Raw genomic sequence first — 14,420 nt, forward strand, 5'->3', positions numbered from 1 at the left:
ACGGATGCCACGCTCATCCCACCGTCCTTCCGTGCAGGGGTGCGTCCTCGGACAGGTCGACGACGCGGTCGCAGCGCCCGAGCAGTGCCGGGGACGAGGCGATCAGCAGCGTGGCGCGGTCCGCGCGGACGTCACGCAGACGCACCGCGATCGCGTGCTCGGTGACCGGGTCCACCGCCGTGGTCGGGTCGTGCAGCACGAGCACCGGCGCATCGCTCGCCAGCGCGCGGGCGAGCGCGATCCGCTGGCGCTGGCCGCCGGAGAGGCGGTTGCCGTCCTCCCCGACCGGGAGGTCGAGATCGGCGGCGAAGTCGTCGCACGCCGCGGCTCGCAACGCGGCGTCCGTCAACTCGGGCGCACCGACGGTGAGGTTGTCGCGGATCGTTCCGCTGAACAGCGTGACCCGGTGCGGGGCGACCGTGACCCGGGAGCGGTACTCCTGCGCGGTCAGCTCCCGCGCCGGGAGTCCGTCGAGCCGCACCTCAACCTCGCCGCAGGACCGCGGGTACAGGAGTGCCCTGGCCAGGCGGGCGGCGGTCCGGTCGTCAGCGCGCACTCCCACGAACTCTCCGGGGTCCACCCGGATCGTCACACCGGGCGCGGCCACCTCCACCACCGGCAGCAGCGCGACCTCTGCCCCCGTCCCGTCGTCCTGCCGGGGACCCCCGCCGCCGTCGCCACGCAGCACGTCGATGACGCGCGCGGACGCCGCGCGAGCCCCTGCGAGGTTGGGGATGGAGACGCTCGCGATCGACTGGATCTGCGGCAGCAGCGCCTGGGTGAGGCCGACGGCGGCGATCAGCTCGCCGATGCTCAGCCGCCCGTCCACGGCGAACCAGCCCGCGAGCCCCATCACCGCCGCGACGAACGTGCCGGTGACCGCACCCGAGCCCGCGAGGAACCTCCCGAGCAGCCCCGCGTTGCGCCTGGCCCCGACGAGGGTCTCCTGGCTCGCCTGCCGGTACCTCCTGGTCGCCTCGGCCTCGGCGCGTATCCCCTTGACCACCCGATAGCCGGCGACCAGATCCGTGGCCCGCCCGACGGTGGTGGCCAAGAGCCCCTGGTACGCGCGGGTGTCACGGGAGAGCCGCTCGCTGAGCACTCCCATCAGCCACACCGCGACAGGCGCTCCGAGCAGCACCACAAGCCCGAGCAGCCAGTGCGTCGCAAGCAGCGACACGGCGATGAAGCCGATGGCCGCGATCCTCGAGACCGGCATGATCACCAGGAGCACCCCGTTGGCCAGGCGGGCGACGTCGCTGGTCATCACCGAGACGACGCTGCCGTCCGGAGCCCGGGCGGCACCGCCGACCGGATGCAGCACGGCGGTCGAGAGGGTGCTCCGCAGCCGGTGCTGCACCAGCTGCACCGCGTACGAGGTCAGCCGGTTCGCCGACTTCGCCGCCATCGTCAACGCGACGTACAGGGCCACCAGCACGCCGAGCCACAGCACCAGCTGCCCCGCGTTCCCGGTCGCCAGGGCCCGGTCGATGGCCACCCCCATCACCACGGGGACCGCCGACTCGCCCACCTGCCACACGACCGCGAGCAGCATCGCCGGAACGGTGACCCGCTTCACCGAGAGGATCACGCGCAGCAGGAACCGACCTGGTGTGATGCCCGCCCCGGCTTCGTACGGAGGTGCCTCGCGCGGTGGGGCAGGCGCCTGCAGCAGCACGGGCAGCCAGCGGGTCAGAGGTCCTCGGCCCAGCCCCGCGGTGTCGGCGCCCGGGGCCCGTGAGGAGTTGCTCACGCCTGGCTCCCGTCGGTGCTCCCGTCCCCGCTCCTGAGCGGGAAGCACCAGAGCAGGGCGTCGGCGAAGAGCCCTCGCCACCATGCGTAGTCGTGTCCCCCGGCGAACTCCCGGTAGAGGGTGTCGTAGCCCTTCGCGGTGAGCACCTGGTCCAGCCAGCGGCTGTGGGTGTTCGAGCCCTCCAGCTCACCGACGTCGTGGAAGACGCGGATCGGTGCCGTCTCCTCAGCCAGGCAGTCGGCGATCAGGGTCGGTACGGGGCTGCGGCGCAGCAGCTCAGCCGCCCCGGTGCCCCAGGTGAGGTCGGGGTGGTACCCGCACGACGGGGACTGGAGGATGGCGTTGCCGAACGCCGTCGGGTGGTGGAGCGCTGTCCAGCCGGCGCACAGACCGCCGAAGCTCTCACCGGCCAGCGCGACGTCACCGGGGTCCCGCGAGAGCGGATACCGATGGTGGAGCCACGGCAGCAGTTCCCGGACCAGCATCCGGGAGAACGCCGGGTTGCAGCGCAGCTCTTCGGCGCGTCGCGGGGCCGGCTGCTCGACGAGGACCACGACGCAGGGCCGGATGCGTCCCGCCCGGACCAGGGCGTCGCGCACGCTCGGGGCGCTGTGGTCCGGCGTCCCGTCGAGGTGGATCACGTAGGGCAGTGCGCTCCCGTCCGAGAACTCTCCCGGGGGCATCGAGACCCAGACGCGGCGTTCGTCTCCCAGGAAGTCGCTCGCCAGCACGGCGGGTTCCACCGCCGGGGCCGGTCGCGCCTCGGCCTGGTCGAGCCAGGGCAGTGGGTGGGCGTCGGGCAGCGCGGCCACCGAGGCCCCGGAGAACCGCTCCACCGAACACTCCGAGAACCTCGGCGGCGGGTTGAACGGGTCCGCGACCTGTTCGCCCTCGCCCGACGGACCACGTCGTACGAAGACGTACGAGAAGCGCAGGTCCGCACGCATCCGGAGCGTGAGCACGCGAAACGGCGTCCCCGCCACCGGGGCGAACTCCGTGCCGATCGGGTTGAAGGCGATCCTGGGGCCGATCACCACCGAGAGGGCGACCGTCGTGTCGTCTCCGGGCTCGTCGACGAAGGTCACCTCGACCTCGTCCGCGGAGACCCGCTCGACCAGCGGTGTACGCGTCTCCTTGAGGTGTCGTCGGAACCGCTCCGGGCTCCACTCACCGGCCGACAGCTTCTCGACAGACGGATCAGACATGTATCGCGCTCTCTGGACTTGCCGCACGCGTTCGGGCCGACGATGACCATGAACGACTCACAGGCGTCTCCTTGCTTCGGTGAACAGCAGGTAGCCGAGGTAGCCGCCGCCGAGCACGACGGTGATGACGCCGACCGGCAGCGGGTTGGGGGCGATGTGCTGGGCGAGGTAGTCCGACGCCAGGCACAGCAGCGCCCCGACGAAGGCGGCGGGGACGAGGGTGATCCCCGCGGTACGGGCGAGCCGGTGCCCGATCTGCGGGGCGACCAGGGAGATGAACGCGATCGGCCCCGAGGCGGCGGTGACCGTCGCCGTCAGCGCCACTCCCACCAGGATCAGGCCGAGGCGTGTGGGCGAGACCCGTACCCCGTGCGCGGCGGCCGCGTCGTCGCCCAGCTGCAGCTGCCGCAGCGGCCGGCTCAACGTCCCGGCGAGCAGCAGGAGCGCGGCGATGCAGGCGCCGCCGAAGACGACCTGGTTCCAGGACACGCCGTTGAGCGACCCGGCACCCCAGGCGGCCGCGGACATCGCCTGGTCCAGGTCGGCCTTGAGGATCAGCCAGGTGTTGAGCGACCCGAGCATCGCCGAGACGCCGATGCCGACGACGATCAGCCGGAACCCCTGCACCCCTCGCCGGTGGGCGAGCACGTACACGCCCACGGCGGTGGCCGTCCCGCCCAGCAACGCCCCGCCGACAAGCAGCGCGTAGCCGCCGTCGACGACCAGGATCACGACCAGCGCGCCGGTGTAGGAGCCTTGGGAGAACCCGATGATGCCGGGGTCGGCGAGAGGGTTGCGCAACAGCGACTGGAAGATCGCCCCGCTCACGCCCAGAGCGGCGCCGAACACCAGCGCCGCGGTGACCCGGGGCAGCCGCCACTCGACCACGATCTCGCGGACGAAGCCGGTTTCCCCGCCGGTCAGTGCGGAGAGCACCTGCTCGGGGCTGAGCGCGTACGAGCCGGTCATCAGCGCCAGCACCGCGGTACCGGCGAGCGCGACCGTCAGCGCCGTACAGACGACGACCGTGCGCCACTGGAGCCGGACCGCGATCCGCCCGCGCCGCAGCACCAGCGCCCGCCGCCCGAAGTCCACCCGCGGCTGGGGGGTGTTCACAGTCCGCTCGCTTTCTTCCGCCGTACCAGCGCGACGAGGACGGGAGCACCGACGAAGGCGGTGACGATGCCCACGGGGATCTCGCCGGGCCTCAGCACGACGCGGCCGAGGATGTCGGAGACGAGCAGCAGGCTCGGGGCGAGGAGGATGCTGTAGCCGAAGATCCAGCGTTGGTCCGGGCCGACGATCCAGCGGGCCACGTGCGGCACCATGAGTCCGACGAATGCGATGGGTCCGGCGATCGCGGTGGCGCCACCGGCGAGGAGGGCGAGCGCGATCACCGCGAGCACACGGGTGCGTGCCACCCTGACCCCTTGGGCGACCGCCAGCTCGTCCCCCAGAGCCAGGGCGTTGAGCGGGCCCGACACCGCGAAGGCCAGCACGAGTGCCACCGCGAAGAACGGCAGGATCGGCCATACGACGTCGAGCGGGCGACCCGCGATCGTCCCGGCGTTCCAGTACCGCATCGCGTCGAAGGCGTCCGGGTCGGCCAGCTGGAGCGCTTCCCTGGCGCCGCCGAGCACGGCGCCGACGCAGACCCCGGCGAGCACCAGGACCACCGGCGAGGAACCCTTCCGCGTCGTCCCGAGGGCGAGCACAAGGAGCGTGACGATCAGCGCCCCCGCGAACGCGAACCACATGTAGCCCTGGGCGCTCCGGACGCCGAGCAGGCCCACGGCGACCGTCACCGCGAACGACGCACCGGCGTGCACGCCGAGGATGCCGGGGTCGGCCAGGGGGTTGCGGGTGAGCGCCTGGATCAGCGCGCCCGAGAGACCGAGTGCGACGCCGACGGCCAGACCCACGATCGTGCGCGGCAGCCGGAAGTCGCGGATCGCGAACTGGTCCGGGCTGGAAGGCGGGTTGAGGAGTGCGTCCCAGATCACCGGGACCGGTATCGCCTTGGAGCCGATCATGACGCTGAGGACCATCAGCACGATCAAGGTGGCGAGGGCCCCGACAAGGCCGATGGCCCGGCGGCGGCGTCGCGGGACCGGCGGCTGCCGCTCCGCTGTGGGAGCCGCCGCTTCCGTCGCGTCCATGAGCTTCATCGTTGTTCGCGGGTGAGGGTCAGTTGGCGTCGTCGGGTGCGAGTGTCGCCAGCGCACGGTCGAGCGAGTCCAGGTACCGCAGAACGGGCCCGTAGGAGTTGTTGCCGGGGCAGAAGACTCCCAGCGCGCGACCGGAGTTCACGGCGGGCAGCGACTTCCAGCTGTTGGTCTTGGTCACCGGGACGAAGGGCTCGGCCGGTCGGCCCCCGGCGTCGACGGGGTAGGTGATCACGTCGTACTTGGACAGCTCGCCGATCTGCTCGAACGGCAGGGACTCGTAGGCCAGGGGGTCCTTGCCCTTGGCCGCCTCCGGCAGGTCGAAGCCGATGTCGTCCCGGGCGATCTCGGAGCATCCGATGTCCGCGATGTAGAACGTTCCGGGATCGCTCCAGTCGCCGCGGGAGACGTCGACGAACGAGGTGTCGTCGATGGTCTTGCGGTAGGCCTTCTGGATCTTGGCGACCTTCTTCTTGAAGTCCGCCGTCTGCCGGCTGAGCGCATCCGTGAGGTCGGCGGCCTCCGCGATCTCGCCCGCGAATGCCTTCCACTCGGTATCGAGCCCCCAGGACACGGTCGGGGCGATCGACTCCAGGCGCTTGCCGACCTTGTCCCAGTCCTTCGAGTGGAACTGGACCAGGATGAGGTCCGGCTTGAGACCGGCGAGCTTCTCCAGGTCCACCTCGCCCCCGTTGCTGCCGACGACCTCGGCTGCCTCGTACGCGGCCTTCTGCTTCGCGGGCAGCACGTCGAGTTCGGAGTCGGACACCTCGGTGACGCCCACCGGCTTGCCGCCCAAGTCGATGAAGGGGAGGTTCGTGTTGCCGATCGTGACGATCCGCCGGGGGTCGGCGGGGACCTTGATGGTGCCGTTCTCGGCCTTGACGCTGCGGGTACCGGCGGCCTTGTCGCCGCTGTCGTCGCCTCCACTGCCGCAGGCGGTGAGGACGAGCGACGCGCTCATGAGTGCGGCGGCGAGGGCCGTGCCGCGCCTGGCTCTGGGGGTGCTGCTCATGATGGTTTTTCTCTCTCTTCTTGCCCGGGTGGGGATTTCCCGGGTGGAGGGGGGCAGTCGGCGCTGGTGGGGATCAGTCAGCGGTGGAGAGGAGCAGTCGGCGCTGGAGGGGATCAATCGGCAGTGGAGCGGACGAGTTCATGGACGGTGACGCCCAGGCCGACGGTCCGCGCCGACCTGCGTGTGAGGCCGGCCCGGGCGATGACGGCGTCCAGCTCCGCCGCCGTGCGCAGGCCGGAGCCGTGGCAGACCAGGCCGATCAGGTCTGCCTCGCCGTCGTGCTCGTCGAGCTCGTCGGTGTCGAAGACCTCCTCGATCAGCAGCACTCGTCCGCCGGGGGTGAGGTTCTCGGCTGCCCGGCGCAGTGCGTGCGCGGCGTCGGCGTCGGGCAGGGTCTTGAAGGCGCGGCTGACGAGCACGGCGTCGGCCGCCGGTCCTGGCTCGAAGACGGACTGCTCGAGCACGCCGACGCGGGAGCGTTGCCGCTCGTCGGGAATCGTGGCGGGCAGGTCGCGGCGCAGCCAGTCGGCCTGGGCGGGCAGGGCGCAGATCGTCACGCGCAGGGTCTCGTGGGCCGCGACGTACTCACGGGCGTGCGCACCGGCACCACCGGAGTGGATCACCAGGTGGCGGACCCCGGCGAGCAGGCCGGACGTGGCGATCGGTCCCGCAAGGGCGGGCTGGAACTTCGCGAGGCGCTCCAGGTGGCGGTCCTCGTAGTCCTGCTCGGCTCGCACCTCGGCGAAGGTCTGTCCGGTGACCGAGGCGTAGGCGGGTCGGCCGGTGCGGACCGACTCCGTGAGTCCGTGGAGGCCGAGCAGCTCGCGACCGACCACCCCGGCGGAGTGGAGCCGGTCGGCGATGAACTCAAGGGTGAGGACCTCACCGACCGGCGTCAGGGCATAGCGACCCGGTTCCGTCTCGGTCACCACGTCCAGGGAGTGCAGGTAACGCAGGAGCTTGCCCAGAGCGCGCTCGTCGGCGCCTGCCTTCGCGGCCAGGTCGGTCACGCCGGTCACGCCGCGGGAGATCAGGTCGGGAACACCCAGTTCGACGGCGGTGCGGATCGCGAGCGGCGCGACGAGCTCCGTCAGGTCGTGGAGCTTCTGGAACGGGGTGACCGTCCGCTCCGGGTCGGGCATCGCCCCGTCGGCCTCCAGGGCGACGACCGAGGAGCGACGCCAGTAGCCGGCGAAGTCGATGTCCTCCTTGGGCACACCTCGGTCCTCGACCAGGTGCCGGCGGATGTCCCGGACCGCCGTGTGCTCGCCCGCCAGCCACACGAACGCCTGGCCCGGCCACCACTGCGTACCGCGGACGGCCTCGGTGAGCGGCGAGGCGGTCGCGGCCGTCGTCGTCCCGGCCATCGCCGTCCCGGCCGTCCTCGTCCCGGGGCGGACCAGCCACGTCACGTCCACCCCGGGCAGCTCACGCAGCTCCTGGCGGTGGGCGTCCTCGGCGATCTCGATGAAGACCTGCGCCCGGGCGTCGTACGGGAGCTCGTCGAGCAGGCGGCCGATCGCGGGGAGCGCCGTGTCGTCGCCTGCCACGAGCCACCAGTCGGCGCCGACCGGAAAGGTCTTCGACGTGCTCGGGCCGCTGAGGTGGATCCGGTCACCCGGCCGGGTGCGGTAGGCCCACGTCGTTCCCGCGCCCACCCCGTGCCTGACGAAGTCCACGTCCAGCTCGCCCGCTTCGGGGTCCCACCGCCGGACCGTGTAGGCCCGCGACAGCGGTCGAGGATCCTTGGGCACGGTCAACTTGGCCTCGCCCTGGACCGGGAGCACCGGATCGCGCTGACCGGGGTACGGGAAGTAGAGCCCGAGGTCGTCGTCGAAGCCCTCGGACGCGAAGGCCGGCCGCGCGAAGCCGCCCGCGGTGGTGAAGGCGCGCAGCTGTTCGCCGCCCAGCGTGACCCGCCGCATCCCCGGGGTGATGTCGACGGTGCGGATCACTTCGACCTCACGCAGGGTGGGCGGGTGCACGGTGAGTCGGCGCGAGGTCTTGGGCATGCGGGAAACCGAACTCTCTCATCGCTTCGAAGGAAGGAGCCGCGCGTCGGCATCAGGAGGGCGCGCACCGATAAGGTTAGGGGAACCTTACTTCGAAGAGCGTGCGCAGACTGCCGTACGGTTAGGACATGACCATGCCGTCATCGTTCGCCGCGGGTTCGGGATACCCTCCGCCGATCCCGGGGGCGCGGTGGAGTTTGGCGGACGCGCCCGTTCGACCGCTGCTGCTGTGGGTTCGCACGGGCGCGGCGCATGTGCGCCTCGACGGCGGGCCGGTGCTCCGCCTCAAGGCCGGCGAAGGCGCCTGGATTCCCGCGGACGGCCGGGCGGAGCGGGCGATCACCACTGAGCCGGGCACGGTCGCCTTCCCCCTGTGTCCGCACGCCGGCGTCGGCGCTCGGGGGTTGTCGGAACTGACGCGGTTCGACGTTCCCAGCGGCTGGCAGGACTGGTTGATCCAGCTCTTCAACCTGCAGGTCACTCCGTTCAGCAGCCGCGGGTACTCCCCCGAGGCGATCGCGGAGCTCCTTCGGCGTCCGGGCTCGCCTGCGCCCGCCATGGCCGGGCGGGATCCGGGCCCGGAGGGGTTCGCCTCGCCGGTGATGCCGCGGGGCCGCGGCGCCAGGGCGGTCGCCGAGGAGCTGATGCGCGACCCCGCGCTCGACCTCACGGTCGAGCGCTGGGCGTCGCGGGTGCTGTCCAGCGCGCGCACCCTTCGCCGCGACTTCCTCGCCGACACCGGCCTCACGTTCGAGCGGTGGCGGCTGCTCTGTCGGCTCGGCGCCGCCGTGGAGTTCCTCGCCGCCGGTTACGACGTGGACCAGGTGGCCGCTCTGGTGGGCTTCGCCAGCCGCAACGGCCTCACGCGGGCCTTCAAGGGACGGTTCGGGCTGACCCCCCACGAGTTCGGACGGGAGCTCTTCGCCCGACCTGGCGCCGGTGGGCTGACGCAACGGGCGGCGGCGGCACGGCAGACCGACGACCTGATCCGGATGATGCGCGAGGTGGACTCTCCCGCCGCGCCCGAGATGCTGCCCCCGGCCAGCACGCCGTCACACACCAACGACGTCCACGTCCTCAGCTGGATGTATCGAGGCAGCGGGTACCTGGACATCGGCGATCAGCGCTACGAGCGGGAGCGAGGGGTGGCGACCTGGATCCCGGCGGAGCGGGAGCACGTCACCGGCCTCCGCGAGAACTCCGTCTCCCTGCCGCTGGGCAACGCGAGCACCGCCGACCTCCACCTCACCGCACCGCTGCAGGTGCGGTTCTCGCCCGCGTGGGACGACTACTTGATGTTCTGCTCCATCAGCGCCCGGTCCGCCCTGCGCCCCGACGACCACAACCCCCGCCACACCCTCGACCTGTTCGCGGAACAGGTCACCGCACAGCGAGCGCTGTCGGTGCCGATGCCCACCGATCCGCGCGCGCGTGCGGTCGCGATGGAGTGCTTGCGCCGAATCGGCGAGCCAGGCAGGCCGCACGATGGCGAGCAAGGCGGGACCCACGACGCCGAGCCCGGCGGGACCCCCGACGCCGATGTCCGTGCCGAGATCCACCGCGCCTTCCGCGACGAGACCGGCATGACACTCAGCCGCTGGCGCTATGCCGCCCGCATGCGCATCGCCCGCGACCTGCTCGCAGGCGGCGCCCCGCCCAGCACTGTCGCCCGCCGGATCGGGTACGCCCACCTCCCCACGTTCAGCGCCGCCTTCTCCCGCTTCCACGGACTCTCGCCACGCGAGTACCAGGAACGCGAGGTCGCCGACAGCCTCTGAGAGGACGTCGCCGAGCATTACGCGTCCCAGCACGGGCAGCGAAAAAGGGCCCGACCCCGAAGAGCCGGACCCTCTCTGACCTGCACTTGCGCCAGATCAGCGACGTGGTGGAACGTCAGCCGCTACACGTTGAGGCGGAACGTCACGGCCCCAGCACGGGGGCTCCATCCCAGCTGCTCCAGCACGTCGAGGCCCTGGCCGACGCCGACGGAGTGTCGACTCGGACCTCAGCATCGACTCCGCCCAGGTGCGTGCGCACCAACACGCCGCCGCAGCGCCCGAAGAAGGCGCCACCCACACCGCCTGCCGCCCGACAGGAAGGACCAGCAGGCCGGACGCCAGCGCCGGGCCTCGCCGGGCGGCCGCCCCCGGGCTTCGGCTCCACGCGATACGAGAAGCGCAACACCGTCGAGCGGGCGATCAGCAAGCTGATGCAGCTGCGGCCGTCGCCACCCGCCGTGGCGACAAGCGCGGGTCTCCTCCCTCGGCGCCGCCACCGCTGACGCAGCCCACATCTGGCTTCGATCACGATCGCAGCCAGAACCTGGCAGCTGCGCCACCCTCACCGAAAAGGCCAAAGCTGGACCATTCCCAAGGGTTACGCTGAATCTCTTGGTTCACGGGACGACGAGGGGCGGGACCTCCGTGCGCGCGCTGCATGTTCACCACGTCAAGGATTCACTCAGCCAGGACTTCACCGGCCTGATCGACTTGAGCGATCTGACGGGCAGCCAGCGCGCCCAATCCGACACGATCTTCCTCAGCAGGGCATTGGCAGCTCGCGCCGTACAGCGCTTCACGGGCTGCACCCTCGACGAGGCCGCGGCCGCCGTGACCGACGGGTTCCACGACAACGGGATCGATGCTCTGGCCATCGATGAGGAAAACCGCCGGATCGTCATCGTCCAGTCAAAACTAGACAGTTCAGGAAACTCTGGGCTCTCCCAGGCCGACGCCCTCAAGATCCGGAACGGCTGCAGCGACCTGTTCAACATGAAGTTCGACCGCTTCTCCCCCACGCTCCAAGCGCGTCGCACAGAAATCACTGCAGCCTTGAGTGATGCCGCGGTCACCTTCATCGTGGTTGTCGCCACTACGGGCCGAAGCACCCTGCCAGCGGAGGCCCAGTATGTGTTCGCCGACTTCCTGGCAGAAGCCAACGAAAACGATCCAGTGGTCACCCTGGAAGTACTTGGCCTACGAGAATTCCACTCCATGGCGGTCGAAGGAACAGCAGGACCACAAATCGAGTTGACCGTACCCATCGAGCAGTGGGGCAAGGTCGACCTTCCTTATCAGGCGTACTACGGACTTGTTCAGGCGACAGAAATCGCCTCATGGTTCGAACAGCACGGCGATCGACTCTTCTCGCAGAATCTGCGCAAGTCGCTCGGCAATACCGAGGTAAACGAGGGCTTGACCCACACGCTCCTCACCCAGGGCGAGAACTTCTGGTATTTCAACAACGGAATCACCGCACTCTGCGAGTCCATCAAGAAGACACCTCGCGGTGGCTCTACCCACGCGTACGGGGACTTCAAGATCGAGGGTGTGAGCGTGGTAAATGGGGCACAGACCGTGGCGAGCATCCACCGGGCCGCAAAGAAGGAGGAGAAGTCTCTCGAAGAGGCCCGCGTATGGGTTCGATTCATCTCGCTCGAGGGATGTCCACCCGACTTCGCCACGGATGTGACCCGGGCGACGAACACGCAGAACAGTGTCGAGAATCGCGACTTCGTCGCACTTGATCAACAGCAGGAACGCATTCGCCGGGACATGCTTCTGTCGCTGCACAAGCAGTACTCCGTCAAGCGCGGAGAAAACGTGCCCGCAGAGAGTGACGGGTGCACAGTCGAAGACGCAATCGTCGCCCTTGCCTGCGCCCACAACAATCCGTACTACACAGTCCTGGCGAAGAGCGCGGTCGGCCGGCTGTCCGAAAACACCGAACGAGCACCGTACACAAACTTGTTCAACAACGGGACCAGCGCGCATCGAGTGTGGCGTTGCGTTCAGGTGATGCGTGCGGTCGAGGCAGACTTGACCGATCGCCGGAGGAATCTCGTCGACAGGGAGTTCGCGGTGGCCGCGCACGGGAACCGGCTCGTGCTGCAGCTGGTCTTCAACCAACTCAGACTGGACAAGGTCGACTATGCGAACTACGACTGGGACAAGGAGATCAAGCGGGTGCACAAGGTGACCGGCATCGCTCTCGAGCACCTGACCGAGGCCATCGAGAGCACCTACTCGAACAACTATCTCGCGCCGCTCTTCAAGAACACCACAAAGTGCCGCGACCTGGTCACCCAGGTCGAGGCCAAGTTTGGTTCCGGCTGACCGGCGGCACCCGGCGGATTGACTCTCCGCCGGGTGCCCCAGCACACTCAAGATTCCACGCCTGACCGCAGCAAGCCATGGGCGACATAACTCCCTGGCTGTGGCCCTGGCAGCGCCTTCCGTCGCCAGCCTGCACCGCACGGGCCGCGTCCCACACGAAAACGTCCCGAACGTCAGTAGTGATAACGAGCCGCGAGAATGACGATTTCCTTGTCCGTGACCAGGTAGACGAGGCGGTGCTCATCGTCGATCCGCCGCGACCATGCCCCGGGCAAGTGGTACTTCAGCGGCTCGGGCTTGCCGATCCCCGTGAAGGGGTCACGCTTGACGTCCTCGATGAGCTTGTTGATCCGAGCGAGCATCTTCCGGTCGTTCTTGAGCCAGGACGTGTAGTCCTCCCAGCCCTGATCCTCGAAGACGAGCCTCACGCGGCACCCTCACGTGCCGCATCCGGCGAGTCGGGGTCGATCAGATCCCGCTCGGACACGTTGATGTTGGCCAGGGCGTTCTCGTACGCCTTGAGCAAGCGGCGAGCGTTCGCCGGAGAGCGCAGGAGGTACGAGCCTTCACGTAGCGCCGCATAGTCCTCGGCCGAGACGAGCACCGCGTTGCCGTGCTTGGAGACGATCTCGATGGCCTCGTGATTGTCGTTGACCTTCTTGATCAGCGGAAAGAGCGCCTTGCGGGCTTCACTCGCAGTTATGGACATGACCTGCCCCTTCCCGATTGCGGTACCGAATAACGTACCACTTTCACCACTCCCGGACAGGGCAGATACCTGACGAAAGATCAGGAATCCCAGCACTATCCCAGCACGGGAGACGACGAGGGGCCGACTCCCCGGGAAGCCGACCCCTTACACCTGCAAACTTGACGAAGTGCCTAGCTTGCAGCAATGCGACGCTCACACGTTGAAGCGGAACTCCACCACATCCCCGTCCTGCATCACATACTCCTTGCCCTCCATGCGCGCCTTGCCCGCCGAGCGGGCCTCGGCGACCGAGCCCGTCTCGACCAGGTCGGCGAAGGAGATGACCTCGGCCTTGATGAAGCCCTTCTGGAAGTCGGTGTGGATGACGCCGGCCGCCTCGGGGGCGGTCGCGCCCTGCTTGATGGTCCAGGCGCGGGACTCCTTGGGGCCTGCCGTGAGGTAGGTCTGGAGGCCGAGGGTGCGGAAGCCGACGTGGGCGAGGGTAGCGAGGCCGGGCTCTTCCTGGCCGACGGACTGGAGGAGTTCGAGGGCCTCCTCGTCGTCCAGCTCGGCGAGGTCCGCCTCCAGCTTGGCGTTGAGGAAGATCGCCTCGGCCGGGGCGACCAGGGCGCGCTGCTCGGCCTTGAAGTCGTCGTCGGTCAGCTCGTCCTCGTCGACGTTGAAGACGTAGAGGAAGGGCTTGGTGGTGAGGAGGTGCAGGTCGTGGAGGAGCTCCTCGTTGCCCGAGCCCTGGACGATGCCCGCGGAGAAGAGCGTGTCGCCCTTCTCCAGGATCTCCTTGGCCGCCTCCACCGCCGCCACCTTCGGCGCGATGTCCTTCTTGATGCGCGACTCCTTCTGGAGGCGCGGCAGGACCTTCTCGATCGTCTGGAGGTCCGCGAGGATCAGCTCGGTGTTGATCGTCTCGATGTCGTCCTTGGGCGAGACCTTGCCGTCGACGTGCACGACGTTCTCGTCCTTGAAGGCACGGATGACCTGGCAGATCGCGTCGGACTCGCGGATGTTCGCGAGGAACTTGTTGCCCAGGCCCTCGCCCTCGCTCGCGCCGCGCACGATGCCCGCGATGTCGACGAAGTCGACGGTGGCGGGGAGGATCTTCTGGGAGCTGAAGATCTCGGCGAGCTTGGTGAGGCGCGGGTCCGGGACGCCGACGACACCCACGTTCGGCTCGATCGTCGCGAACGGGTAGTTGGCCGCAAGGACGTCGTTCTTGGTCAGGGCGTTGAACAGGGTCGACTTGCCGACATTGGGCAGACCGACGATTCCGATCGTGAGCGACACGTTGCGACTTCCCGTACGTGAGGACTGGCAGAGGGCTCTGTCAGGGGACTGGCGATCCCTCAGTCTACGGCGTGTCGCGCCCCGCCCCCGTACCACCCGAAGGCACCGGCAGGCCCCGCCCCGGACGCGCCGTCGCCCCCCGCCCCGCGGCCCCCGCACCCC

The 14,420-nt window shown here is 69.4% G+C and carries 11 protein-coding genes; 2 read left to right on the top strand and 9 right to left on the bottom strand.

Annotated features, from left to right (window positions below):
- Positions 1-13 precede the first annotated feature (13 nt).
- The 6 genes from OO63_RS37595 to OO63_RS37620 all read right to left on the bottom strand — a co-directional run bounded on the left by OO63_RS37595 (position 14) and on the right by OO63_RS37620 (position 8,150).
- Positions 14-1,753, bottom strand: coding sequence for an ABC transporter transmembrane domain-containing protein (locus OO63_RS37595; RefSeq protein ID WP_234311133.1), 1,740 nt, complete (start codon positions 1,751-1,753; stop codon positions 14-16).
- Positions 1,750-2,958, bottom strand: coding sequence for an alpha/beta hydrolase (locus tag OO63_RS42670; protein WP_051811583.1), 1,209 nt, complete (start codon positions 2,956-2,958; stop codon positions 1,750-1,752). Before OO63_RS42670 ends, OO63_RS37595 begins: the two co-directional genes overlap by 4 nt.
- A gap of 57 nt (positions 2,959-3,015) precedes the next feature.
- Positions 3,016-4,074, bottom strand: coding sequence for a FecCD family ABC transporter permease (locus OO63_RS37605; RefSeq protein ID WP_030358072.1), 1,059 nt, complete (start codon positions 4,072-4,074; stop codon positions 3,016-3,018).
- On the bottom strand, positions 4,071-5,126 hold the full coding sequence (locus tag OO63_RS37610; protein WP_030358071.1) for a FecCD family ABC transporter permease: 1,056 nt from the start codon (positions 5,124-5,126) through the stop codon (positions 4,071-4,073). Before OO63_RS37610 ends, OO63_RS37605 begins: the two co-directional genes overlap by 4 nt.
- A gap of 19 nt (positions 5,127-5,145) precedes the next feature.
- Positions 5,146-6,138 carry an ABC transporter substrate-binding protein gene (locus OO63_RS37615; protein ID WP_030358070.1) on the bottom strand — a complete coding sequence of 331 codons (993 nt, stop codon included), beginning with the start codon at positions 6,136-6,138 and terminating at the stop codon, positions 5,146-5,148.
- A 113-nt stretch (positions 6,139-6,251) separates the two neighbouring features.
- The gene (locus OO63_RS37620; protein ID WP_030358069.1) at positions 6,252-8,150 is read right to left on the bottom strand and encodes a siderophore-interacting protein; all 1,899 of its coding nucleotides are present in this window, start codon (positions 8,148-8,150) and stop codon (positions 6,252-6,254) included.
- Between the two features lie 128 nt (positions 8,151-8,278).
- Between OO63_RS37620 and OO63_RS37625 the strand changes: the two genes are divergently transcribed.
- Both OO63_RS37625 and OO63_RS37630 read left to right on the top strand, forming a co-directional pair.
- Positions 8,279-9,928, top strand: coding sequence for an AraC family transcriptional regulator (locus tag OO63_RS37625; RefSeq protein ID WP_234311131.1), 1,650 nt, complete (start codon positions 8,279-8,281; stop codon positions 9,926-9,928).
- Between the two features lie 645 nt (positions 9,929-10,573).
- A complete protein-coding gene (locus OO63_RS37630; RefSeq protein ID WP_234311130.1) occupies positions 10,574-12,265 on the top strand; it encodes an AIPR family protein in 1,692 nt (563 codons plus the stop codon).
- A 173-nt stretch (positions 12,266-12,438) separates the two neighbouring features.
- Here the strand turns inward: OO63_RS37630 and OO63_RS37635 are convergent, their stop codons facing one another.
- From OO63_RS37635 to ychF, 3 genes are all read right to left on the bottom strand, one after another.
- The gene (locus tag OO63_RS37635) at positions 12,439-12,693 is read right to left on the bottom strand and encodes a Txe/YoeB family addiction module toxin (RefSeq protein WP_009321768.1); all 255 of its coding nucleotides are present in this window, start codon (positions 12,691-12,693) and stop codon (positions 12,439-12,441) included.
- Positions 12,690-12,974: a type II toxin-antitoxin system Phd/YefM family antitoxin gene (locus OO63_RS37640; protein ID WP_030358066.1), complete on the bottom strand. Its 285-nt coding sequence runs from the start codon at positions 12,972-12,974 to the stop codon at positions 12,690-12,692. Before OO63_RS37640 ends, OO63_RS37635 begins: the two co-directional genes overlap by 4 nt.
- Before the next feature lie 195 nt (positions 12,975-13,169).
- Positions 13,170-14,258, bottom strand: a complete 1,089-nt coding sequence (ychF, locus tag OO63_RS37645; protein ID WP_030358065.1) for a redox-regulated ATPase YchF — start codon at positions 14,256-14,258, stop codon at positions 13,170-13,172.
- Positions 14,259-14,420 lie beyond the last annotated feature (162 nt).

It is taken from the genome of Streptomyces alboflavus, assembly GCF_000716675.1.
In the GTDB taxonomy this organism is placed as follows: domain Bacteria; phylum Actinomycetota; class Actinomycetes; order Streptomycetales; family Streptomycetaceae; genus Streptomyces; species Streptomyces alboflavus.